This is a genomic window from Pantoea hericii (assembly GCF_014155795.1).
Classification (GTDB): domain Bacteria; phylum Pseudomonadota; class Gammaproteobacteria; order Enterobacterales; family Enterobacteriaceae; genus Pantoea; species Pantoea eucalypti.
Genome location: NZ_SCKV01000001.1, coordinates 295455 through 318927 on the forward strand (window position 1 = coordinate 295455; position 23473 = coordinate 318927).

The 23473-nt window shown below is 55.3% G+C and carries 20 protein-coding genes; 7 read left to right on the top strand and 13 right to left on the bottom strand.

What is annotated here, in order from left to right; translation table 11 throughout:
• Nucleotides 1–159 precede the first annotated feature (159 nt).
• Nucleotides 160–1857 carry an NAD-dependent malic enzyme gene (locus H7K52_RS01325; RefSeq protein WP_004571247.1) on the top strand — a complete coding sequence of 566 codons (1698 nt, stop codon included), beginning with the start codon at nt 160–162 and terminating at the stop codon, nt 1855–1857.
• 135 nt (nt 1858–1992) lie between these two features.
• Nucleotides 1993–2712 carry an outer membrane permeability protein SanA gene (gene sanA, locus H7K52_RS01330; RefSeq protein ID WP_004571246.1) on the top strand — a complete coding sequence of 240 codons (720 nt, stop codon included), beginning with the start codon at nt 1993–1995 and terminating at the stop codon, nt 2710–2712.
• Between the two features lie 442 nt (nt 2713–3154).
• Here the strand turns inward: sanA and mglC are convergent, their stop codons facing one another.
• From mglC to H7K52_RS01365, 7 genes are all read right to left on the bottom strand, one after another.
• Nucleotides 3155–4165, bottom strand: coding sequence for a galactose/methyl galactoside ABC transporter permease MglC (gene mglC / locus H7K52_RS01335; RefSeq protein ID WP_003854114.1), 1011 nt, complete (start codon nt 4163–4165; stop codon nt 3155–3157).
• A gap of 19 nt (nt 4166–4184) precedes the next feature.
• Nucleotides 4185–5705: a galactose/methyl galactoside ABC transporter ATP-binding protein MglA gene (mglA, locus tag H7K52_RS01340; protein WP_003854115.1), complete on the bottom strand. Its 1521-nt coding sequence runs from the start codon at nt 5703–5705 to the stop codon at nt 4185–4187.
• 68 nt (nt 5706–5773) lie between these two features.
• On the bottom strand, nt 5774–6769 hold the full coding sequence (gene mglB, locus H7K52_RS01345; RefSeq protein ID WP_003854116.1) for a galactose/glucose ABC transporter substrate-binding protein MglB: 996 nt from the start codon (nt 6767–6769) through the stop codon (nt 5774–5776).
• A gap of 309 nt (nt 6770–7078) precedes the next feature.
• Nucleotides 7079–8119, bottom strand: coding sequence for an HTH-type transcriptional regulator GalS (gene galS, locus H7K52_RS01350; RefSeq protein WP_182629555.1), 1041 nt, complete (start codon nt 8117–8119; stop codon nt 7079–7081).
• Nucleotides 8120–8265: 146 nt separating this feature from the next.
• Nucleotides 8266–9426: a DUF418 domain-containing protein YeiB gene (gene yeiB / locus H7K52_RS01355; protein ID WP_008926106.1), complete on the bottom strand. Its 1161-nt coding sequence runs from the start codon at nt 9424–9426 to the stop codon at nt 8266–8268.
• 48 nt (nt 9427–9474) lie between these two features.
• Nucleotides 9475–10140 (bottom strand): GTP cyclohydrolase I FolE, encoded by a 666-nt coding sequence (gene folE, locus H7K52_RS01360; protein WP_008926107.1) that lies wholly within the window; start codon nt 10138–10140, stop codon nt 9475–9477.
• Nucleotides 10141–10264: 124 nt separating this feature from the next.
• Complete coding sequence (locus tag H7K52_RS01365; protein ID WP_008926108.1) at nt 10265–11392, bottom strand: YbfB/YjiJ family MFS transporter; 1128 nt, start codon at nt 11390–11392, stop codon at nt 10265–10267.
• Between the two features lie 117 nt (nt 11393–11509).
• On the opposite strand from H7K52_RS01365, the gene ptrR reads away from it, so the two are divergent.
• From ptrR to fghA, 3 genes are all read left to right on the top strand, one after another.
• Entirely contained in the window at nt 11510–12421 is a 912-nt protein-coding gene (gene ptrR, locus H7K52_RS01370; protein ID WP_003854125.1) for a putrescine utilization regulator PtrR, read from the top strand.
• 73 nt (nt 12422–12494) lie between these two features.
• Nucleotides 12495–13619 carry an S-(hydroxymethyl)glutathione dehydrogenase/class III alcohol dehydrogenase gene (locus H7K52_RS01375; RefSeq protein WP_010248270.1) on the top strand — a complete coding sequence of 375 codons (1125 nt, stop codon included), beginning with the start codon at nt 12495–12497 and terminating at the stop codon, nt 13617–13619.
• A gap of 12 nt (nt 13620–13631) precedes the next feature.
• On the top strand, nt 13632–14474 hold the full coding sequence (gene fghA, locus H7K52_RS01380; protein ID WP_182629556.1) for an S-formylglutathione hydrolase: 843 nt from the start codon (nt 13632–13634) through the stop codon (nt 14472–14474).
• Between the two features lie 143 nt (nt 14475–14617).
• On the opposite strand, the gene H7K52_RS01385 is transcribed toward fghA, so the two are convergent.
• From H7K52_RS01385 to H7K52_RS01405, 5 genes are all read right to left on the bottom strand, one after another.
• Nucleotides 14618–15406: an ABC transporter ATP-binding protein gene (locus H7K52_RS01385; RefSeq protein WP_003854130.1), complete on the bottom strand. Its 789-nt coding sequence runs from the start codon at nt 15404–15406 to the stop codon at nt 14618–14620.
• Nucleotides 15406–16482: a FecCD family ABC transporter permease gene (locus H7K52_RS01390; RefSeq protein WP_003854131.1), complete on the bottom strand. Its 1077-nt coding sequence runs from the start codon at nt 16480–16482 to the stop codon at nt 15406–15408. The genes H7K52_RS01385 and H7K52_RS01390 overlap by 1 nt, the downstream gene beginning before the upstream one ends.
• A gap of 219 nt (nt 16483–16701) precedes the next feature.
• Nucleotides 16702–18168 (bottom strand): amino acid permease, encoded by a 1467-nt coding sequence (locus tag H7K52_RS01395; RefSeq protein WP_003854132.1) that lies wholly within the window; start codon nt 18166–18168, stop codon nt 16702–16704.
• Between the two features lie 117 nt (nt 18169–18285).
• Complete coding sequence (gene yieE, locus H7K52_RS01400) at nt 18286–19152, bottom strand: DNA-binding transcriptional regulator YeiE (protein ID WP_003854133.1); 867 nt, start codon at nt 19150–19152, stop codon at nt 18286–18288.
• A 9-nt stretch (nt 19153–19161) separates the two neighbouring features.
• Complete coding sequence (locus H7K52_RS01405; protein ID WP_003854134.1) at nt 19162–19536, bottom strand: YkvA family protein; 375 nt, start codon at nt 19534–19536, stop codon at nt 19162–19164.
• 106 nt (nt 19537–19642) lie between these two features.
• On the opposite strand from H7K52_RS01405, the gene H7K52_RS01410 reads away from it, so the two are divergent.
• Nucleotides 19643–20698, top strand: coding sequence for a YeiH family putative sulfate export transporter (locus H7K52_RS01410; RefSeq protein WP_182629557.1), 1056 nt, complete (start codon nt 19643–19645; stop codon nt 20696–20698).
• A gap of 51 nt (nt 20699–20749) precedes the next feature.
• Nucleotides 20750–21595 (top strand): deoxyribonuclease IV, encoded by an 846-nt coding sequence (gene nfo, locus H7K52_RS01415; RefSeq protein ID WP_003854136.1) that lies wholly within the window; start codon nt 20750–20752, stop codon nt 21593–21595.
• Between the two features lie 165 nt (nt 21596–21760).
• On the opposite strand, the gene fruA is transcribed toward nfo, so the two are convergent.
• Nucleotides 21761–23473 carry a PTS fructose transporter subunit IIBC gene (fruA, locus tag H7K52_RS01420; protein WP_110411237.1) on the bottom strand — a complete coding sequence of 571 codons (1713 nt, stop codon included), beginning with the start codon at nt 23471–23473 and terminating at the stop codon, nt 21761–21763.

A 23473-nucleotide genomic window follows, 5' to 3' on the forward strand; every position in this document is an offset into this window, starting at 1 on the left:
TGAATAATTCAGGTTGCAGGATGGCACCGCGGTCGTGAATCTTTCTGGAGCGGTTACCCTGCCGCTGCCGGGCCTGCAGTCTGAGCTATAACGGGTAAGAAAACTGGCGCTACCTTTCCGGCGTGACGCCAGACAACACTGCAACCGGAGCATCACTGCATGGAACTCGACTACGAAAGTAAACGCCCGCTGTATATCCCTTATGCTGGCCCGATTTTGCTGGAATTTCCCCTGTTAAACAAAGGCAGCGCCTTCAGTATCGAAGAACGTAACGAATTCAACCTCAATGGTCTGCTGCCAGAAGCCGTAGAATCGATTGAAGAACAGGCGCAGCGTGCCTGGCGTCAGTTCCAGGACTTCAAAAACAATAACGATAAGCATGTCTACCTGCGCAACATTCAGGACACCAACGAAACGCTGTTTTACCGCCTGCTGGATAACCATCTCGAAGAGATGATGCCGATTATCTACACCCCGACCGTTGGCGCAGCGTGTGAACACTTCTCTGAAATCTACCGCCGTGCGCGTGGCGTGTTCATCTCCTACCCAAACCGCGATCGCATCGAAGATATGCTGCAAAACGCCACCAAGCAGAATGTGAAGGTGATTGTGGTGACTGATGGCGAACGTATTCTGGGCCTCGGCGATCAGGGCATCGGTGGCATGGGTATCCCGATTGGTAAGCTTTCGCTGTATACCGCCTGTGGCGGCATCAGCCCGGCGTACACGCTGCCGGTTGTGCTGGATGTCGGCACCAACAATCAGCAGTTGCTGAACGATCCGCTCTACATGGGCTGGCGTCATCCGCGTATCACTGGCGAAGAGTATGATACGTTCGTGAATGAGTTTATTCAGGCCGTTAAGCGCCGCTGGCCGAAAGTGCTGTTGCAGTTTGAAGATTTCGCCCAGAAGAATGCCATGCCACTGCTGAACCGCTATCGCGATGAAGTCTGCTGCTTTAACGACGATATTCAGGGCACCGCCGCCGTGACCGTTGGCACGCTGATTGCGGCCAGCCGCGCAGCCGGTAGCCGCCTGTGCGAGCAGAAAGTAGTGTTCCTGGGTGCCGGTTCTGCGGGTTGCGGAATCGCTGAACAGATCATTGCGCAGATGAAATCAGAAGGTCTGAGTGATGATGAAGCGCGTGGCCGGGTAATGATGGTGGATCGCTTTGGTCTGTTGACTGATAAGCTCCCCAACCTGCTCGACTTCCAGAGCAAGCTGGTGCAGAAAAGCGAAAACCTGCAGACCTGGGATATCACAAATGATTCCATTTCGCTGCTGGATGTCGTACGCAATGCGAAACCCGATATTCTGATTGGTGTCTCCGGCCAGCCGGGTCTGTTCACCGAAGAGATCATTCGCGAGATGCACAAGCACTGTAAGCGCCCTATCGTGATGCCGTTGTCGAACCCGACATCACGCGTGGAAGCCACACCTGCGGATATCATTGCCTGGACTGACGGTGCCGCGCTGGTCGCCACGGGCAGCCCGTTCTCACCGGTGAGCTGGAATGGTAAAACCTATCCGATTGCGCAGTGCAACAACTCCTATATCTTCCCCGGTATTGGGCTGGGTGTGATTGCGTCAGGCGCCAGCCGCGTTACCGATACCATGCTGATGACCGCCAGCCGTGCGCTCGCCGACTGTTCACCGCTGGTGAATGAAGGCGAAGGCCCGGTGCTGCCTGAGATTAAAGATATTCAGGGTGTGTCGAAAATCATTGCGATGGAAGTGGGTAAAGCGGCTCAGCTGGCGGGTGTCGCCGTAGTGACCTCAGAGGATGTGTTGTCACAGGCTATCGCCAACAACTTCTGGCTGCCGCAGTACCGTCATTATCGTCGTACCTCGATTTAACCTTCAGACTGCCGGATCGCAGGCGATCCGGCAGTGTTCAAAAATAGCACAGCCAGCCGGCAGTAACTTGCTTCACTGCGACAGCTCAAGTAGCCTTGTCCCATCTCAACATTCTGACATCGAGTCTCCAGGCGCATGCTGAAACGCGTTTCCATTGGTCTGCTTTTCATCATCTTACTGATGATGGCAACGGCGCTCGGCCTTGATCGTTGGATCAGCTGGAAAACTGCGCCTTTTATCTACGAAAATGTCGCCTCTTTACCCCATCGTCAGGTTGGCGTGGTGCTGGGTACGGCTAAATATTATCGTACCGGCGTCATCAATCAGTATTACCTCTATCGCATTCAGGGCGCGCTGAACGCCTACAACAGCGGCAAGGTCAATTACCTGCTGCTGAGTGGTGATAACGCGCTGCAAAGTTATAACGAGCCGATGACCATGAGACGCGACCTCATCAAAGCTGGTGTCGATCCGGCTGATATCGTGCTCGATTATGCCGGGTTCCGTACGCTGGACTCCATCGTTCGCACACGTAAAGTGTTTGATACCAACGATTTCATTATTATCACGCAGCGTTTTCACTGTGAGCGTGCGCTGTTTATCGCCTTACAGCTGGGCATTCAGGCGCAGTGCTATGCGGTGCCCTCACCTAAAAACATGCTCAGCGTGCGCTTCCGTGAAGTCGGTGCCCGACTGGGCGCGCTGGCGGACCTCTTTCTGCTCAAGCGTGAACCTCGCTTCTTAGGTCCGCTGGTACCTATTCCCGCCGTACGCGATGTCCCTGAAGATGCGCAGAGTTACCCTGCGGTGACGCCGGAGCAGCTGCTGGAGCTGGAACAAAAACTGCGGAAATAGCTGGCGCTCAGCGGCTTCTTTTAGCTTTGCTGAAATCGCATTGTTAGCAGTTTGCTGCGGTCTGGCAGCAAGGTACAAGGTTCAGGGAATTCTGACAGCAACGACTAAGCTCAACGCGCAGGGAACAGGGTCAGAAGAGGAAAGCGTCCCGCGCCATGAATGGCGCGGGCCGAGCGTGTCATGGATGACGGCCTTTGCGACTTTCCGATCTGACCCTGTTCCCTTCGCTGACTCGATCTCACAGCAATGCCTCCAACACTCTCCCTCATAAAAAGCGTTCTGCAGAGGAATAACACGAGCCGAGCGTGTCATGGATGACAGGTTTTGCGTCTTTCCGATCTGACCCTGTTCCCTTCGCTGACTCGATCTCATAGCAATTCCTCACAACATCTGCCCATAAAAAAAGCGACCCGAAGGTCGCTTTCTTAGCGTTGAATCAGACTTACTTCTTACGAGAGTATTTCAGTGAATCCAGCGCAACGGCGAAGATAATGATGCCGCCTTTAATGATGTACTGCCAGTAAGGGTTGACGCCGATATAGGTCAGACCGTAGTTGATAACGGTGAAGATCAGTACACCGGTCACGACGCCCGCTACGCTACCCACACCACCGGCGAAGGAGACGCCGCCGACCACACAGGCCGCAATCGCATCCAGCTCATACATAAAGCCGAGGTTGTTGGTGGCAGAACCGATACGACCCGCTTCCAGCATCCCGCCGAAGGCGTAAAACACACCTGACAGGGCATAGATCATGATCAGGTTCATCGGGACGTTCACGCCTGACACTTTCGCCGCTTCCGGGTTACCGCCGATAGCAAAAATGTTTTTGCCGAAGCGGGTTTTGTTCCACAGCACCCAGACGAAAATAATGGCAATCACAGCGTAGAACGTGATGAACGACAGTTTGAAATCACCAAAGCGCAAGAAGCCCTGGGTGAATTTCGAGAAGCCTGCGTCAAAACCGGCAATCGGTGATGCGCCAACAAAGTCATAATAGAGTGAGTTGATACCGTAAACGATAATCATGGTGCCCAGCGTGGTGATAAATGGCGTTACCTTCAGGTAAGCAATAATCACACCGTTGACCAGACCAATCACACCGCCGATGATGCACACGGTCAGAATAACCAGTGGAATCGGCACGGTATCCAGCGTCGGGAAGACTTTGTTCGCGTTATCCATCGCCTGCAGCAACGTCGCGGCGACAACCGCAGCCAGACCAACCTGACGTCCGGCTGACAGGTCAGTACCCTGGGTCACAATCAGACCCGCCACACCCAGTGCAATAATAATGCGCACTGAAGATTGGGTCAGAATATTACTCAGGTTCATTAAACTTAAGAACGATGGATCCTGGAAGATAATAATAGCCAGCAATACCAGCAGAACGACGTAAATGCCGCCCTCTTTTAACCAGGTTAGCGCATTCTTTTTTGTGGTCGCTTTCATGTTAACAGCCCTTGCTTCATTAAAGGTGTAATGACGCTAAACGCAATATTTCGTTCTGCGTGGTCGTTTTGGTATCAACTATGCCTGCTACCAGTCCATTACTCATTACCAGAATACGATCGGTAATGCCTAACAGCTCCGGCATTTCAGAAGAGATAATAATGATGCCCTTTTCTTTCTTCGCCAGCTCAGCAATCAACTGGTAAATTTCGAATTTTGCACCAACATCAATACCGCGAGTTGGTTCATCAAGCATCAGGATTTCAGGCTGGGTCAATAACCAGCGGCCAATAATCACTTTTTGCTGGTTACCGCCCGAAAGCGAACCAATTTGAGTATGGTGGCCTGGTGTCTTAACGCGCATAGAATCGATCACCCACTGGGTATCACTCTTCATGCGTTTATTATCCAGCAGCCCCATACTGTTTTTATATTTTTTAATATTGGAAATAAGCGAGTTAAAACCAATATCCAGATAAGCATAAATACCGGTTGAGCGACGCTCTTCCGTCACCAGCGCGAAACCGTGGTTAATGGCTTCGTTGGCGCTGTGATTATTAATCGGTTTACCATGCAGTTTAATGGTGCCGCCCGATTTTTCGCGAATGCCAAACAGCGTTTCGACGATATCGGTACGTTTGGCGCCCACCAGCCCGGCAATGCCGAGTATCTCCCCTTTACGCAGATCAAATGAGATGTCACGAATCGACGGCTGACGCAGCGACGTCAGATTGCGCACCTCAAGAATGGTCTCGCCTGGCACGTTGGTACGGTCAGGGAAACGCTGGTTCAGTGAACGGCCGACCATCATAGCGATGATCTTATCCATATCCAGCCCTTCCAGCGGCTGAGAGGTAATCCACTGACCATCACGCAGAATGGTGATCTCATCGCACAGCTGGAAAATCTCTTCCATCTTGTGCGAAATATAAACAATGCCGCAGCCGCGATCTTTCAGTTTGCGAATAATCGTGAACAGGTGATTAACCTCTTTCTCAGTCAGCGAGGAAGTCGGTTCATCCATAATCACAATTTTCGCGTCGTAAGAGAACGCTTTGGCAATTTCAATCATCTGCATCTGAGATACAGAAAGATTGGCAACTTTGTCGCGCGGATCGATATCGATATCCAGCTCGTCAAAAATCGCTTTTGTATCCTGATACATTTTATCCTGATCGACAAAAAAGCCTTTGCGCGGATAGCGCCCAAGCCACATGTTGTCCATCACGGTACGTTGCAGTACCAGGTTTAATTCCTGATGCACCATCGACACGCCATTTTCCAGCGCCTCTTTGGAGCTTTTATAATCGATCTCGTTACCCTGAAACAGTATACTGCCGGTATCTTTTTTATAGATACCAAACAGGCATTTTAATAATGTGGATTTCCCGGCACCGTTCTCGCCCATTAATGCATGAACAGAGTGAGGCCGCACTTTCAAATTAACATTATCTAACGCTTTAACGCCGGGAAATGATTTTGAAACATTCGTCATTTCCAGCAAATATTCTCGCTGCGCGGTCGTGTTATCACTGGCCATATTTTACCTGGCTAAAAAACGGTGGTGACATAAAAAAGGCGCGACCGCGGTCGCGCCCGTAATCGATCTTATTTCACGAACTGAGACAGATTTTCTTTATCAACCGGCACGTAAGGAACGCGGACGATCTTATCAACCATCTTGAAGTTAGTGCCGTCAGTTGCCGCTTTGCCGTTCGCCAGGTTATTGGCAATATCCAGCGTCGCTTTCGCCTGGTTTTCCGCATCGTTCAGCACGGTACCGGCCAGCGCACCGGATTTAACCAGCGCCAGCGCTTCTGGCAGGGCATCGACGCCGAACACAGGGATTGACGTCATGTTGTGCGCTTTCAGCGCTTCAACCGCACCCATTGCCATCGCATCGTTGTTGGCAATCACCACTTCGATTTTTTTGGCGTTCGGGCCTGACAACCATGCATCCATCTTATCTTTAGCCTGAGCGGTATCCCACATGGCCGTATCCATTGCTAACTGCTGGGTTTTCAGACCATCTTTGTTCAGGGTGTCGATCACATATTTGGTACGGGCTTCTGCATCAGGATGACCCGGCTCGCCTTTCAGCAGCACGAACTGAATGGTGCCATCTTTGTTCAAATCCCAGGCTGGCGTCGCTTTCCAGTGTTTCTCGATCAGCTGACCCTGAATGATGCCGGACTCTTTAGAGTCGGTACCGACGTAGTAGGCTTTGTCATAACCAGCCAGCACTTTGGCGTTCGGTTCTTTGTTGAAGAAGACAACCGGCACATCGTTAGCACGCGCTTTGTCTACGATCACCGCAGCGGCAGCCGGGTCAACCAGGTTAATCGCCAGCGCTTTCACGCCTTTTGCCATCAGCACGTCAACCTGATCGTTCTGTTTGGACTGGTCGTTTTGTGAGTCATTCATCAGCAACTGTACGCCACCGATCGCTTTCGCTTCTTTCTCGATGTCTTTACGCACCATTGACATGAAGTTGTCATCGTATTTGTAAATGGTCACGCCGATACGGGTGTCAGCTGCGTGAGCGGTTGCACCAAACATCATGCTGGCAACCAGTGCTGTAAGCGTGAAAACCTTCTTATTCATGGTATCTCCGGTTTTATTATGCAGGGTCTTTTTAGCGCTACCGCGTAACATGCGGGAGAGCAATCGGTAAAACAGATCGGCGCGTCGGCTAACGTAATGGGGATGTTGAGCCGTTGAACACCGTCTAAAACCTGACATCCTTGTGCCTGAATGCTTCCATGAAGAGGGGGTGAACCCTATAACCGGCTACTGAGACCACAACTGATGCCGTTACACTGGCGTTACATAATGTTTCAGTCCGGTAAGACGCTGCCATCATAGTGAGAGCAATGTTAATTAACTGTGAATGTAATCACAGATTGAAAACGGTTACATGCCTGAATCACCTGAATTAGTGACGGACTCCACATTTTGCCGCTGCGCCACCGAATGACGCCGCACCAGCGTCGGCATAAAGATATGTGTTGCGGTGTCATCAAGCAGGCCTGCTGCGCCCTGCAGTGCCAGTTCTGTGGCGATTTTTGCCATAGATACAATGGGATAGCGAACAGTCGTTAACTGTGGGTCGGTGTAACGGGAAATGGGAATATCATCGAAGCCAATGACAGAAAAATGCTGTGGAACCTGAATGCCGTTGTCTTTCAGCGCAGTGAGCGCGCCAGCAGCCATGCCGTCGTTATAGGCAAACACCGCCGTAAGGTTGAGATTGCGCCCCAGCAACTCCACCATCGCTGCTTCACCGCCCTGCATGTCGGGCTCTGCACTGGCTATCCAGCTCTCCTGGGGCCGAACGCCCTGCTCTGCCATTGCCTGCATCCATCCTTCACGACGCTGGGCCACATCTTCGATCGGATGACTGGAGCAAAGATAGCCGATGCGGCTATGTCCCTGTTGTAAAAGGGTTCTTGAAGCCATCAATGCGCCAGTGACGTTATCCAGACTGACGCTGCGGTGTTCAAAACCGGGAACGATACGGTTAATGACTACCATGCCGGGTACGTGCTGCATAAAGTCCGCCAGTTCCGCGTCCGGCAGTGTTTTTGCGTGCACCACCAGCGCGCTACAGCGTTGACGGATCAGCACTTCAATGGCATGACGCTCTTTCTCTTCCTGATGCCAGGAGTTGCTGATTAACACATGTTTGTGCACGCGCTGCGCTACGGTATCGACTGCTTTAACCAGCGCCCCGAAGAAGGGATCGGAGACATCCATCACCACCACCCCAATCGTGTCGCTGACCTGCGTCGCCAGCGCCTGGGCGTTGGCGTTAGGGCGATAGCCCAGCGCTTCAACCGCCTGTAACACGGTATCACGGGTGTCTGAGGTCACGGCGTTGCTCTGATTAAGGACGCGCGACACGGTCGCCACTGACACGCCAGCCTGACGGGCAACATCACGAATAGTTATCATGCAGCAGTTCCAGAAAGGAAAATTAGGCATCACGCCGGGTTGTACACCGGCGCTATTCTGTCAGGGGCGGGAGGCGAGCAGCGTGAATTGCGTCACATCAATGAAAACGGTTACATACAATTCTGCAACCTTTGTGATGGCGGTCATTATCCTGCGTTGTCAGTGATGCGTGATTTACCGGCTGAGAGCAGCGTAAACCGCCGCCACAGCCATTCCAGCGGACCCTGTGCGAAGAAATGTAACCAGATGAGAGAAAACAGAATATTGATGAGCCACACCGCAGGCACCATCAGCACCAGCTCCAGCCGGGTGAAGTGCATATAGAAGCCAAAGCGATAGAACAATGTAGTGCAGATCACGGTCTGAAGCAGGTAGTTGGTCAGCGCCATCCGGCCCACGCACTGGATGGCATAGCTGATGCGCCAGCGCGCGATCTGCGGCCAGTAAGCCAGGCAGAGTGCGGTGTAGCCCAGACTAATTAGCGGGCTGGCAAGGTCGCGCGGCGCTTGCAGGTAAAATGCGGTCCAGCGAAACTCCCAATGTAACAGCCATTGCGCTGCCACACCGGCCACCGCAATGGAGAACCCAATGATTAACAGCAGCGCCGCCGCCTGACGATAATGCCGTGCAGGGAATTCGCCAATCAGCCAGCCGCTGCGCAGCAGTGCGCCACCGATCATCATCAGACCTGCCAGCTGCCAGCCATACTGCGCTGCAAGCGCCATCAGCCCTGACGAAAGATGGTCCAGCCGGTTCTGTATCGCGTCCCAGCCGCCAGCAAGTTTCCAGAACTGTTCATATTGCAGTTCTGCTGCACCCGGCAGCCAGGAATTAGTCGGCTCAGGAGAGGAGATCGACCCAAACACCAGCAGCACCCCGCAGCCGACCAGGTAGAGCAGAATGCCGGTATTCATCAGGCTGCGGGTGGAGGGAACATCACGCAGTACCCGCCACACCACCAGCCCGATAATGCCGTAGTCCAGCAGGATGTCCCCTTCCCAGAGAAAAACCCCGTGAACAAAACCGATCAGGACCAGAAGGGAAAGCCGGGCTGTGAGCCAGCGACTGCCGCGCGGCAGCTGCATTTGCAGACCCGCGCCAAACAGCAGCGCAAACAGCGTGAGGAATTTGAGCTGAGCAAAAACGTCAGAGAGTGCCCATGTCCAGGCATCGGAAAGCGTGACGCTACCCTGCCAGGCTGGATTAAGGTAGGCGGCTGAAGGCAGACCGAAGCCGACAATATTGAGCAGCAGAATGCCGAGAATGGCACATCCACGAATGAAATCCAGCGCGTGATAGCGTTGCATGCGGCACCTGCACATTGAGGCGGGCAACGTTATGCGCCCGCCATAAACTCAACTATGGCGCACCGCGCGCAAAAATTCCTGACGGGTGTTCTGACTGGACTTGAACAGGCCACCCAGCGACGTCGTGGTGGTGGCGCTGGTGGCATCTTTTACGCCACGCGCTTTGACACAGTAGTGCACCGCATCAATGGAAACAGCCACATTGTTAGTGCCCAGCAGCGTCTGCAATGCAACCAGAACCTGCTGCGTCAGCCGCTCCTGCACCTGCGGACGCTGAGCAAAGAACTGCACGATGCGGTTGATTTTCGACAGGCCAATCACCTTTTCTTTAGGAATATAGGCGACGGTAGCCTTGCCATCGATGATCACAAAGTGGTGTTCACAGGTGCTGGTCAGGGTGATATCACGCACGGTCACCATCTCATCGACCTTCATTTTGTTCTCAATGACGGTGATTTTCGGGAAGTTTGCGTAGTCGAGACCGGAAAAGATTTCATCCACATACATTTTGGCGATGCGATGTGGCGTTTCCATCAGGCTGTCATCTTCAAGATCCAGATTCAGCAGCTGCATAATCTCGGTCATGTGCCCGGCAATCAGGCTTTTACGCGTTTCGTCATCAATGTCGCGCGTCGGTGCACGTAACGGCGTTTCCAGTCCACGCGCCAGCAGCGCTTCGTGAACCAGGGCAGCTTCCTGACTTAAGGTGCTCATCTACTCTTCTCCGGCTGGTGTTGCGCCCGCAAGCTTTTGCCTGCGGGCCCTGTAATCAGGCGCGTATTGTGAAACTTTCTTTGCGGGGAATCCAGCAATCAATCAGATTGGTGATGAAAGCTTTTCACTCAATTCTTCGCCAGACCAGCAGGCCTGCCCAGACCAGACTCACCCCTGCCACCCAGAGCGCAGGCTCAAGCCGATGTAACAAGGCCGTTGAGAGAAAAGAGAGCAGCGGGCCGACAAGTTGTCCAATCGCATAGCCGGTCGTCAGCAGGCCAGCCATGAATCGCAGATGGTTGGGCGCCAGTTCGCGGGCGCAGAGCATAGACAACTGCACCACACTCAGGAAGCCGCCTCCGACCAGCAACGCACCGGCCAGCAGGCCACTAAAGCCGGGCAGCAGCGCCGCAGCAAACACACCCAGCGCCTGTGCCCAGAGCACCAGCGCCAGGCGGACATGGCTGTGCCCCCAGCGCCGCGTCAGAATACCCAGCAGGATACCGATCATTGCCGCCCCGCCAAATATCGGCCAGACAAACTGCGCGAAGATGCCGTCAGGAAAACGTGTGGCGGCCATCTGCGACAGAAAAGTCGCGGGCAGGATGTAGCCAAACCCTGCCAGACTGTAACTCAGCACCAGCCGTTTAAGATTGCGGTTCAGCACCAGCGGCTCGGGTGCCTGATCCGGACGATGCAGTTCGCCGCGACGCGGTAAATTACGGGTGATTAACGCAATCAGCAGCAGCGCCAGCGCCCCGTAAGCAGCCCAGGCAAGACCGGCGGAGACCTGGAATGTGTGCAGCGCTACCCCCAGTAAACCACTGACAAAAATGCCGCAACCCGGCCCGGCGAACACCGCCGCCGACAACCCTGCCCGCCCATGCCGATGCAGCTGTTCGTTGCTCCAGGCCGCCACCAGCACCATCGCCCAGCCGCTGGCCCAGCCAATCAGAAAACGAATAGCGCCATGCAGCCACGGGCCGGTTGCCAGTGCCGAGAGCAGCGTCAGGATTACCGCGCCCCATACACCCGCCTGCAGCCGCAGTTCGACCCTTTGATGCGCCCGCATCGCATCAAAGGAGCCACACAGGTAGCCTAAATAGTTGAGGGCTGCGACCAGGCTGGCACTGGTAAGCGTCAGCTGGTGAGCCTGAATCATCAGTGGCACCTGCGGCGTAAAGGCAAATCGCCCTATGCCCATCGCCACAAATAAAGTTAAAAATGCACTGAGCGCGACGCGTAACGCCATTGCTGAACTCCTGTTGTTCTGCCCTGAGATCTCTTCTGACTTGCTAATAGCATGCAGGATGACTAAACTCACGGAAAGTGAATAATATTAACCAACTTGCTTACAGGAAGAGAAGATATGGATTTAGTTCAGCTGCGTATGTTCTGTTCCGTCGCCGAAACGGGTTCACTGGCGCGCGCAGCAGAACATCTGCATCGCGTCCCCTCTAATCTCACCACGCGGCTGCGTCAGCTGGAAGAGGAATTAGGTGTTGATCTCTTTATTCGTGAGAAGCAGCGCATTCGCCTGTCGCCGATGGGCCATAATTTCCTGAATTATGCGCAACGCATTCTGGCGTTAAGTGAAGAAGCGATGAGCATGACCCGAACCGGCGAACCGGCGGGAAACTTTGCACTGGGCTCCATGGAGAGCACCGCAGCGACCCGTCTGCCTGGCCTGCTCGCCGCCTATCATCAGCGCTTTCCTAAAGTGGCGCTGTCGCTGATTACCGGCACCTCAGGCGAAATTATCGATCGGGTCCGTGAAGGCACCCTGGCCGCTGCGCTGGTGGATGGCCCGGTTTCTCATGATGACCTGAATGGCTGCATCGCCTTTCGCGAGGAGATGGTGCTGATCACCGGGCTGGATCATGGGCCAATCACCACGGCGCGCGACGTGCAGGACGATACTCTGTTTGCGTTCCGCAACAGCTGCTCTTACCGGGTGAAGCTGGAGAGCTGGTATCGCGACAGCCAGACCGCACCCAACAGTGTGATGGAGATTCAGTCCTATCACGCCATGCTGGCCTGCGTAGCGGGCGGCGCAGGGGTCGCGATGATTCCAGCCTCGGTGCTGAAGCAGATGGCAGATCGGTCGCGGGTGCAGGCGCATACCCTGCCCGCAGCTTATCGCGACACCGCCACCTGGCTGATGTGGCGGCGTGACGCCTTTACCCCGAATGTCGAAGCGCTGAAATACCTGATTATTGAACAGTTTGACGATCGTCCGCTCAACGATGAGCTGATCCACCCATTGCAGGCGACGGAATAAGCGTTCCACGCTATGTTTAACTCACGAAAAAAGGCGCTATTACGCGTCACAATCTGACTGGAAGAGGGATTGCATGAACATGATCAAAACCCGTGCCGCTGTTGCCTGGGCTGCTGGCGAACCACTGAAAATCGAAGAAGTGGATTTAATGCCACCGCAGAAAGGTGAAGTGCTGGTGCGTATTGTCGCGACCGGTGTCTGTCATACCGACGCCTACACCCTCTCCGGCACTGACCCGGAAGGTGTTTTCCCGGCGATCCTTGGCCATGAAGGCGGCGGCATCGTGGAAGCGGTGGGCGAAGGCGTAACCAGCGTGGAAGTGGGAGACCATGTCATCCCGCTTTACACCCCGGAGTGCGGCAAATGTAAGTACTGTCTGTCGGGCAAAACTAACCTCTGCCAGGCCATTCGCACCACCCAGGGTAAGGGCCTCATGCCGGACGGCACCACCCGCTTCTTCAAAGATGGCAAACCGATTTTCCATTACATGGGCACTTCGACCTTCTCTGAGTACACCGTCATCCCGGAGATCTCACTGGCAAAAATCAGTAAAGAAGCACCGCTGGAAGAGGTTTGTCTGCTGGGCTGTGGCGTCACGACCGGCATGGGCGCGGTAATGAACACCGCCAAAGTGAAAGAAGGCGACACCGTGGCGATCTTCGGTCTCGGCGGCATCGGTCTTTCTGCGGTGATTGGCGCGAAAATGGCGAAAGCAGGCCGTATCATTGCCATCGACCTCAACACCAGCAAATTCGATCTGGCACGTAAACTGGGTGCCACCGATCTGATTAACCCGAAAGATTACGACAAGCCGATTCAGGATGTGATTGTCGAGCTGACCGACGGCGGCGTGGACTTCTCGTTTGAGTGTATCGGTAACGTCAACGTAATGCGTTCCGCACTGGAGTGCTGCCACAAAGGCTGGGGCGAGTCTGTGATTATCGGTGTTGCCGGTGCCGGTGAAGAGATCTCTACCCGTCCGTTCCAGCTGGTTACCGGTCGCGTCTGGCGCGGTTCCGCGTTTGGTGGCGTAAAAGGCCGCTCACAGCTGCCAGGCATTGTGCAGGATTACCTCGACGGTAAATTTGCCCTTAACGACTTCATCACCCACACCATGCCGCTGGAAGAGATCAACGACGCCTTTGATTTGATGCACGAAGGAAAATCGATTCGCTCGGTCGTGCACTTTAACAAGTAATCAGGAGGCGTTATGGCATCCACTCTGGAGCTACTGGAAGAACACCGTATTTTTGGCGGCTGGCAGCAGCGCTGGCGTCATCAGTCAGCCGTGCTGAACTGCCCGATGACCTTTAGCATCTATCTGCCCACCCCGCACGGTGATGCACCGCCGCCGGTGGTCTGGTTTTTAGCCGGCCTGACCTGTAACGACGAGAATTTCACCACCAAAGCGGGCGCGCAGCGCGTTGCGGCGGAACTGGGTCTGGTGCTGATTATGCCGGACACCAGCCCGCGCGGTGAGGGCGTGGCGAACGATGAGGGATACGATCTGGGTCAGGGTGCGGGATTTTATCTCAATGCCACCCAGCAACCCTGGGCGAGTCATTTCCGCATGTTCGACTATCTGAGCAGCGAGTTACCTGCCCTGATTGCAGATAACTTCAAGGTCAGTGAACGCCAGTCAATCATGGGTCATTCTATGGGCGGACACGGCGCGCTGATGCTGGCGCTGCGTCTGGGTAACCGCTTTGCCTCGGCTTCAGCCTTTGCACCGATTGTGAATCCAATGCAGGTGCCTTGGGGCCAGAAAGCGTTTCAGGCCTATCTGGGCGACGATCGTGCGGCGTGGCGGGAATATGACAGCTGCCAGCTGATGGCGGAAGTCTCCCATCGGTTGCCAATGCTGCTCGATCAGGGTGACAGCGATCAGTTCCTGGCCGATCAGCTGCAACCAGAGCGGTTAGAGGAGATCGCCCGCGAGGTGGGTTTCCCGCTGACGCTGCGTATTCAGCCGGGTTATGACCATAGCTACTTCTTTATTGCCAGTTTTGTGGAAGATCATCTTCGCTTCCATGCCCAGCATCTGCTGGCGTAAATAATCAGGGCCGCTATTGCGGCCCTCTTTTTTTGCATGCTGTAGAGGCGGGAACATTGTTGCAACGTCAGCGCCCTGCCAGCCCTGCACTCTCCTTTCCGAAAGAGGCGGATACTTCAGCCGCCGCAACCTTAACCTGACGATCAGACTAAGGCCGGACCGGTCAGCCCATCGATCATCACCTGCGGAATGCCGCGTGAGCAGTGTTCGATACGCCCGTTGACGCCATACACTTTTGCCAGCGTAGCCGGCGTAATCACCTTATCCGGCTGCCCTTCTGCGACCAGCGCGCCCTGCTTAAGCATCAGGGCATGTTGCGCATGACGCAGCGCGATGTTGATGTCATGCACCACCACCACCGTCACGATGTTGCGCTGGGCCGTTTCGCGGCGCACCAGGTCCATGACGTGGAACTGGTAATTGAGATCCAGCGCGCTCAGCGGTTCATCCAGCAGCAGCAGTTTAGGGCGACGGATTAAAGATTGCGCCAGCCCAACCAGCTGCTTCTGTCCGCCCGAAAGCTGATCAAGGTAGCGCATCGCCAGATGGGCAATGCCCAGTTGTTCCAGCAGATGCATGATTTCCGCTTCACTGCTGGCACTGTGCAGGCCACCGGAGGCACGCTGTGCCACGATAATCGATTCCAGCACATGCAGATGCACGCCCGCAGGCAGCGACTGTGGCAGATAGACTACGTTTTTCGCACGGCGGGCAAACGGCTGAGTCATGAGATCTTCACCGTTAAGCCACATCTCGCCCTGACCTTTATTCAGACCAGCCAGTGCACGCAACAGCGTCGATTTACCACAACCATTCGGTCCCAGCAGAACGGTAATCTCACCGCGTGGCAATGGTGCCACGTTGAGGTTTTCAATCACTTTATGTTTGGGATAACCGGCACTGAAGCCGCGTAATGTCAGACCCGTTTCCATTATACCGTCCCCCGATGACGCAGAATAATACTCAGGAAGAACGGCACACCAATCAGTGACGTCACAATACCCACGGGAATAATGACACCCGGCAGCAGGTTTTTCGACGCGACTGACGCCAGGGAGAGCACCAGCGCGCCAACCAGCGCACTGGCAGGCAGATAGAAACGGTGATCTTCACCAAACATCATGCGGGCAATGTGGGGTGCGACCAGGCCGATGAAGCCGATGGGGCCCACAAACGCCACCGCCAGCGCCGAAAGGATACTGATGCGCAGCAAGGTGGTCAGGCGCAGCCGGCGCACGTCGATACCAAAGCTCACGGCGCGATCTTCACCCAGACGCAGCGCCGTCAGCTTCCAGCTGCTCATCATTGAGAACGGCACCAGGATGGCCAGCGCCACGGTCAGCACGCCCAGCTTCTCCCAGGAGGCGCGCGCCAGGCTGCCCATGGTCCAGAACACCAGACCCTGCAGCGTATCTTCGCTGGCAATGAACTGCATCATCGAGACCAGTGCGTTAAAGGTAAAGACCAGTGCAATACCGAACAGCACGACGCCCGCAGAGGAGACCTGCGTCCAGCGGGTCACGGCATCCAGCATCAGCGCGGCAAACAGTGCAAAGACAAAGGCGTTGGCTGAGATTAACCACTGATCAGGAATGCCAGGAATACCAACGCCGAGAATGATCGCCAGTGCGGCACCAAACGCCGCTGCCGATGAGACACCGAGCGTAAACGGGCTGGCCAGCGGGTTATTCAGGATAGTCTGCATTTCTGCGCCTGCCAGGCCCAGCGACAGCCCGACCACCAGCGCCATCAGTGCATAAGGCAGACGAATATCCCAGACGATAACACGGGTACCGGCATCGACACTGTCGGGGCTGAGCAGCGTATTCCACAGCGTGTCCAGTGAGAGCCCGGCCGGACCGAGCGTAAAGTCGAGGATTAACGAGGCAACAATCGCCACCAGTAATACGCCAATCCAGATCAGGCGGCGGCGCAGCACCTGATGATAGTTTTGCATGGTGTGGTGAAGCGTCTCTTCCCCCGCCAGCAGCGAAGTTTCGGTAGTCATTTTTGAACCCTGTGTGGCTATCACGTCAGAAAACGCAGTCACAATAGTGCAGGTGATAATAATTATCAATTCGTTCGCATAAGCGAGGCGAGAAAAAACCGTAAAAAATGGTGTTGTTAGGGGAACGATAATGGCAGTTATAGCGCCTTGACGTTAAAGATGGGGAAGAGCTCAGGGCGCTGTGTCAGGTACCTGACTTAACAGCGCCAGCGCACAGTTCTAATCTTTATGAACCGGGAACTCCATCTCGCTGTACTTCACGAAACGGCTGCCGCGCGTCAGCCTGTAGCCGAACCAGATAATCAGGAACAGCGGAAGGCCAATGTAGGTGGCCGCTACGCTGTACCAGTCAATGCTGTCGTTAAGGAATGCCTGATAGTTCTGACCCAGCGTAATGATCAGGCAAAGCACAAAGGCGAAGATCGGCCCCAGCGGGAAGAAGCCGGAACGGTAAGGCAGATCGTTCAGGTCATGTCCCTGAGCGACATAGCCGCGGCGGAAACGATAGTGACTGATGGCAATACCCAGCCAGGCGATAAAACCGGTCATGCCTGAGGTATTCAGCAGCCACAGATAGACTTCCTGATTACCAAACTTAGAGGTCAGGAAGCACAGCCCGGCCACAACGGTCGTCGCCCATAAGGCATTGCGCGGAACGCCGCCTTTGGAGAGTTTCGCGAAAATGCGCGGCGCTTTGCCTTCACTCGCCAGGTTGTAAAGCATACGCGTTGAGGCGTACATACCGGAGTTACCGGCTGACAGCACCGCCGTCAGGATCACCGCATTCATCACCGCTGCCGCAGAGAGCAGACCGGCGTTCTGGAACACCAGGGTGAACGGGCTGACGCTGATATCGTCAATGTCGTTATGCAGCAACTGCGGATCGGTGTACGGCAGGATCAGACTGATAATCAGGATGGCGAACACATAGAACAGCAGGATACGCCAGAAAATCTGCCGCACCGCGCGCGGGATATTTTTCGCCGGATCTTCAGATTCGCCCGCCGCGATACCGATCAGCTCGGTGCCCTGGAAGGAGAATCCCACAATCATCGCCACGCCAATCATTGCCGCAAAGCCACCCGCAAACGGCGCATCGCCAACCTGCCAGTTATGCCAGCCCGCATGCTCCGCACCGCGCATAATGCCGGTAATCATCAGCACGCCAACAATGATAAAGATAATCACGGTGGCCACTTTAATCAGCGAGAACCAGTATTCCGCCTCGCCAAAGCCTTTCACCGAGATGTAGTTAAGCAGAAATATCAGACCCAGGAACAACGCGCTCCAGATCCAGCCTGGCGTGTCAGGGAACCAGTAGGTCATCACCAGCTGGGACGCCACCAGGTCAACTGCGATGGTCACCGCCCAGTTGTACCAGTAGTTCCAGCCGAGGGCGAAGCCAAAACCCTCTTCGACATATTTCGCGCCGTAGGTGGCGAAAGAACCCGAGACGGGCATAAAGGCGGCCAGCTCACCGAGACTGGTCATCAGGAAGTAGACCATCAGGCCGATGAGCATATAGGAGAGAAGTGCTCCGCCGGGGCCAGCCTGTGCGATAGTTGCGCCAGAGGCGACAAACAGGCCGGTACCGATTGAACCGCCGATGGCGATCATCGTCAGATGACGGGCTTTTAACGCACGTCGTAATGCAGGTTGTTGTGTTGTATTTGGGTCATTATGCATGTGTTAACGCTACGCTGGGTAAAAATGAGGCGCGATTGTAGCAGCCAGACCGCCTCTGTATAGCTGATGCCATGCTGTTATAAGTTATGTTCATGATCGCGCCCGAATTATTAGCGGTCACTCACGGCAATAGGACAAAAAGCGCGTCAGCGCTTTTGAAATATGCTTCTGCCGGTGATGAATGCGGTAGAGCGTTCGGGTCAGACGCGGCAACGGAATCGTTAGTTCTGTCAGCGTGCCCGCCTCCAGCAGATCGGCAATCACCCGGCGTGAAAGACAGCTGATCCCCATGCCATGCCGCACTGCATGCTTGATCGCTTCGGAGTTGCCCAGCTCCATGCCCAGCTGAAAACTTGGCAGGTGTGACAACAGCAGATAGTCGACGATTTCACGGGTGCCCGAGCCGCGCTCGCGCAGGATCCAGGGCGCTTCGGCCAGCGTTTTCAGCGTCACCGGCTGTTGCAGGATCGCGGCGTCAGGTGCGGCAAACACCACCAGTTCATCTTCCAGCCAGGGTTCACTGACCAGCTCGGTCATGTGACACGGCCCTTCAATCAACCCGACGTCTACGCGAAAATCGGAAACCGCCTGAATCACATCCTGACTGTTTCCGACGCTCAGCTCCAGCGGCAACCCCGGAAAATCACGGCGATAAGCGGCCATCATGCCCGGCAGCAGATAGTTACCGATGGTGCTGCTGGCGAAGATGCGGATTGCGCCGTTATCCTCTTTGAACAATTGCTCAATTTCACCCGCCTGCTCCAGCAGTCCTACCGCACGCGGATAGAGCAGCCGCCCGTGCTCATTTAGCACCAGCCGTTTGCCGACCCGATCAAACAGCTGCACCCCAAGTTGACTCTCCAGATCGGCCAGCGCCGCGCTGACTGCGGACTGCGACAGCGCCAGCAACTGCGAAGCCTGCGTCGTTGAACCGCTTTTGAGCACTTCGGTGAACACTTCGATTTGCCGCAGCGTAATGTGCATTGTTGCCTCTTAACTCAATGAATGCCTGACAAGATAAATCATTAATGCCAGCCAGAGCAGCCCGGCGATGCCCAGCCAGCCTGCCATTTTTTTACCGCGCGCACGCTGAGACTGCGCTTTCGCGATGCTGCTGATACGCACGTCTTTCGGCAGCAACCGCATCAGCACCATGACGCCCGTCGGGATAATCACCGCGTCATCCAGCAGACCAACAAACGGGATCACATCCGGGATGAGATCGATCGGGCTGACGCCATACGCGACCAGCCCCAGCATCGCCACTTTGTTCCACCAGGGCGTGCGCGGATCGCGAAAGGCAAACCACAGCACCCGGGCATCTCTTTTGATCAGCGTCGCCCAGCGGCGCAGACGCGAAACTATCATGATTGCGGCCTTATCGTTTATTCTGGTCAATTATAAATATATTATCAATTTCACTTTTAAGCCAGTCGCCGTCATGATCATGACTCAACCATGAGGAGTGACCACCATGACCGAACTGAGCATCGCTAAACCCCATCATCCTGTTACGCTCTGGTTCCCCGGTCTGCTGCTGACTGCCGCAATTGCCGCGGCTGCCAGCTGGCTCGCACAGCAACCGGTGGTGGCAGCAGCGGGGCTGGGTTCACTGACCCTGGCAATCATGCTGGGCATCCTGGTCGGCAATAGCGTCTATACGCCTCTGGCGTCGCGCTGCGACAGCGGCGTGATACTGGCTAAGCAGAAGCTGCTGCGGCTGGGGATCATCCTGTTTGGATTTCGCATCACTTTACAACAGATTGCCGACGTTGGTTTTAGCGGCATCCTGATTGATGCGCTGACGCTGAGCAGCACCTTCTTTATTACCTGCCTGCTGGGCATCCGGCTGCTGAAGCTGGATCGCGATACCGTCTGGCTGATTGGCGCGGGCAGCAGCATCTGTGGGGCAGCGGCCGTACTGGCGACCGAGCCAGTGGTAAAAGCCGCCTCCTCGAAAGTGGCGGTGGCTATTGCAACCGTGGTGCTGTTCGGCACGCTGGCAATCTTTATCTATCCAATGCTGTGGCCGCTGGCGCACCATCTTTTTCCAGGCCTGAGTGCATCGCAGTTTGGGGTATTTACCGGTTCGACCATCCATGAAGTGGCACAGGTCGTGGCTGCCGGACACAGCATCAGCCCCGATGCCGAGAACAGCGCGGTGATTGCCAAAATGCTGCGGGTGATGATGCTGGCCCCGTTCCTGCTCTGCCTGAGTACAGTGCTACGCGGCAAACGCAAAGCGAGCAACGCGCGTCAGCCGGTGACGTTCCCCTGGTTCGCCCTGCTGTTTATCGCAGTCGCGCTGTTTAACTCGCTGCAGCTGCTGCCTGCCACGGTAGTGGCCACGCTGAATGAGCTGGCGGGTCTGCTGCTGGCGATGGCGATGGCGGCTCTGGGATTAACCACCCGTTTTAGTGCATTACGTGAGGCGGGCGTTAAACCGCTGCTGCTGGGCGCACTGGTATTTGGCTGGTTAATCGCGGGTGGCGGCACCATCAATCTGCTGGTGCAACATTTCATGGGCTAACAGCATCGGGTATCATGCCGTTTCATCCGTGCATAGCCCCAGGAGAAAGGCATGAAATATATCGGCGCACACGTGAGTGCGGCAGGTGGTGTGGATCAGGCAGTGATTCGCGCCCATGAAATAGAAGCCACCGCCTTTGCCCTCTTTACTAAAAATCAGCGTCAGTGGAAGGCCGCCCCGCTCTCCACTGAGGTGATTGATGCTTTTCGCGCCGCCTGCGAGACGTACAAATTCAGTCCGCAGCAAATTCTGCCGCACGACAGTTTTCTGATTAACCTCGGTCATCCGGTTGAAGAGGCGCTGGAGAAATCCCGCGCGGCCTTTATTGATGAATTAAAACGTTGTGACCAGCTCGGCCTGACGCTGCTTAACTTCCATCCCGGCAGCCATCTGCATCAGATTGAAGAAGAGGCCTGCCTGAAGCGGATTGCGGAGTCGATCAACATCGCCCTCGACCAGAGCCAGAATGTGACCGCCGTCATTGAGAATACCGCTGGTCAGGGCAGTAACCTCGGATTCCGCTTCGAGCACCTCGCCACCATTATTGAACATGTCGAAGATAAGTCGCGCGTCGGCGTCTGCATTGATACCTGTCATGCGTTTGCTGGCGGGTATGACCTGCGTACCGAAGCGGACTGCGAGGCAACCTTTGCTGAGTTTGAGCGCATTGTCGGCTTTGATTATCTGCGCGGTATGCACCTTAACGATGCCAAAAGCGCCTTCGACAGTCGCGTTGACCGCCATCACAGCCTGGGTGAAGGGAATATCGGCAAAACCGTATTTAGCTGGCTGATGAAAGATCCGCGGTTTGATGGTATTCCGTTAATTCTTGAGACTATTAATCCCGACATCTGGAAAGATGAGATTGCCTGGCTGAAAGCCGAACAGCAGGGATAGAAAAAGGGAGCCAGCTGGCTCCGAGATTTTTGACAAAGTCAGGCCTGGTTGCTGTAAGACTGAGCCTGCACAGGGAACAAGGTCAGATCGGAAAGACGTAAAAGCAAACAGGGAGCCACCGGCTCCCTGTTGTTATCACTTCAGCAGATTATGCATTTCTGCACATCAGGCTTTCGCCAGCTGCTCTTCCGGACGTTTCAGTATCGCATAGCCCAGACCCGCAACCGCAGTACCGATGACAATCGACATCAGATAACCGACAACCGGGGTAATGGCGCCAGGGATCAGCAGTACAAACAGTCCACCGTGCGGTGCCATCAGTTTCGCGCCAATCGCCATGGAGATCGCGCCGGTGATTGCGCCGCCCACGATACAGCAAGGCAGAACACGCATCGGGTCACGGGCTGCGAATGGAATCGCTCCTTCAGAGATAAAGCAGAGACCCAGAACCAGTGCCGCTTTACCACCTTCCTGCTGACCTTTGTTGAATTTACGACGGGCAACCAGCGTAGCCAGACCCATCGCCAGCGGTGGCACCATACCGGCTGCCATGATGGCGGCCATCGGTGCATACGTCTGCGAACTCAGTAAGCCGACGCCAAATGCGTAAGCCACTTTGTTCACCGGACCGCCCATATCGGTACACATCATGCCGCCCAGGATTGCGCCCAGCAGGACCGCATTCGCCGTGCCCATGTTAGCCAGCCAGTGTGTCAGGCCATTCATGATGCCCGCAACCGGTTTGCCCACCACGTAGATCATCAGCAGGCCGGTGATCAGACTCGCGAACAGCGGGATAATCAATATCGGTTTCAGCGCTTCCATACTCTGCGGCAGTTTGACTTTGCCGCTGATCAGCTTCGCTGCATAACCGGCAATAAAGCCCGCGATAATACCGCCTAAGAAGCCTGCATTGATGCTGGTGGCGATCATACCGCCAATCAGACCTGGCGTCAGACCCGGACGGTCAGCGATGGAGAAGGCGATAAAGCCCGCCAGCACTGGTACCATCAGAGCAAAAGCGCTGCCCCCACCGATTTGCATCAGCGCAGCGGCCAGAGTGCCCTGTTCTTTAAACGCTGTGATACCAAAAGCAAACGACAGGGCGATGCTCAGACCACCCGCGACCACCATCGGCAGCATGTAAGAAACACCGGTCAGCAGGTGACGATAAGCCCCTGCCCCGCCTTTCTTCTCTTCTTCACTGCTATTGCTCTGTCCACCAGCCACCGCTTTATACGGCTTCGCTTCTGCAACCGCTTTATCCAGTTCCTGCGCGGTTTTCTTCAGCGCCAGACCGGTTGAGGTGCGGTACATCGGCTTCCCGTCAAATTTCGCCAGATCCACTTCGATGTCAGCTGCGACGATCACCAGATCGGCGGCAGCAACTTCTTCCGGGGTGATGGCGTTACCCGCACCCACTGAACCGCGAGTTTCAACTTTCACCCACCAGCCGCGACGGGTCGCTTCAGCCTGAATAGCTTCGGCAGCCATAAAGGTGTGTGCCACGCCGGTCGGACAGGCGGTAACGGCCACAACGCGTTTCTGCGCGCCAGCCTGAGCCGGTGCTGCAGCTGATGCACCTGCAGGTGTTGCCACAGCCGCAGGAGCCTGCCAGGTTTTGGCTTCAGCTTTGGCGCGGTTAAGGAAGGTTTCCGGCTCGCGGACCGCCAGCTGGATATCACCCAGCCAGACCGCTTTGCCGTTCAGCGCCGCATCATCCGGCACGTTTTTACCCAGCACAATCGCCAGTTCAGCGTCGGCAGGGTTCTCAGTCAGGGTCAGGCCCGCAGCAGCTGCGGCGGCAGCCAGACGTTGTTGCGCCATATATGCGGAAGCCAGTCCCAGTGTAGGGTCTTTAATCAGCAGCGTTTTCAT

Excerpts from the sequence above, each read along its gene's own strand:
- H7K52_RS01395 (WP_003854132.1), bottom strand. The coding sequence starts at position 18,168 with ATGCATAATGACCCAAATACAACACAACAACCTGCATTACGACGTGCG.
- yeiB (WP_008926106.1), bottom strand. The coding sequence starts at position 9,426 with ATGCAACGCTATCACGCGCTGGATTTCATTCGTGGATGTGCCATTCTC.
- fghA (WP_182629556.1), top strand. The coding sequence starts at position 13,632 with ATGGCATCCACTCTGGAGCTACTGGAAGAACACCGTATTTTTGGCGGC.
- H7K52_RS01410 (WP_182629557.1), top strand. The coding sequence starts at position 19,643 with ATGACCGAACTGAGCATCGCTAAACCCCATCATCCTGTTACGCTCTGG.
- ptrR (WP_003854125.1), top strand. The coding sequence starts at position 11,510 with ATGGATTTAGTTCAGCTGCGTATGTTCTGTTCCGTCGCCGAAACGGGT.
- H7K52_RS01405 (WP_003854134.1), bottom strand. The coding sequence starts at position 19,536 with ATGATAGTTTCGCGTCTGCGCCGCTGGGCGACGCTGATCAAAAGAGAT.
- mglB (WP_003854116.1), bottom strand. The coding sequence starts at position 6,769 with ATGAATAAGAAGGTTTTCACGCTTACAGCACTGGTTGCCAGCATGATG.
- H7K52_RS01390 (WP_003854131.1), bottom strand. The coding sequence starts at position 16,482 with ATGACTACCGAAACTTCGCTGCTGGCGGGGGAAGAGACGCTTCACCAC.
- H7K52_RS01385 (WP_003854130.1), bottom strand. The coding sequence starts at position 15,406 with ATGGAAACGGGTCTGACATTACGCGGCTTCAGTGCCGGTTATCCCAAA.
- H7K52_RS01325 (WP_004571247.1), top strand. The coding sequence starts at position 160 with ATGGAACTCGACTACGAAAGTAAACGCCCGCTGTATATCCCTTATGCT.
- H7K52_RS01375 (WP_010248270.1), top strand. The coding sequence starts at position 12,495 with ATGAACATGATCAAAACCCGTGCCGCTGTTGCCTGGGCTGCTGGCGAA.
- mglC (WP_003854114.1), bottom strand. The coding sequence starts at position 4,165 with ATGAAAGCGACCACAAAAAAGAATGCGCTAACCTGGTTAAAAGAGGGC.
- nfo (WP_003854136.1), top strand. The coding sequence starts at position 20,750 with ATGAAATATATCGGCGCACACGTGAGTGCGGCAGGTGGTGTGGATCAG.
- sanA (WP_004571246.1), top strand. The coding sequence starts at position 1,993 with ATGCTGAAACGCGTTTCCATTGGTCTGCTTTTCATCATCTTACTGATG.
- H7K52_RS01365 (WP_008926108.1), bottom strand. The coding sequence starts at position 11,392 with ATGGCGTTACGCGTCGCGCTCAGTGCATTTTTAACTTTATTTGTGGCG.
- folE (WP_008926107.1), bottom strand. The coding sequence starts at position 10,140 with ATGAGCACCTTAAGTCAGGAAGCTGCCCTGGTTCACGAAGCGCTGCTG.
- galS (WP_182629555.1), bottom strand. The coding sequence starts at position 8,119 with ATGATAACTATTCGTGATGTTGCCCGTCAGGCTGGCGTGTCAGTGGCG.
- yieE (WP_003854133.1), bottom strand. The coding sequence starts at position 19,152 with ATGCACATTACGCTGCGGCAAATCGAAGTGTTCACCGAAGTGCTCAAA.
- fruA (WP_110411237.1), bottom strand. The coding sequence starts at position 23,473 with ATGAAAACGCTGCTGATTAAAGACCCTACACTGGGACTGGCTTCCGCA.
- mglA (WP_003854115.1), bottom strand. The coding sequence starts at position 5,705 with ATGGCCAGTGATAACACGACCGCGCAGCGAGAATATTTGCTGGAAATG.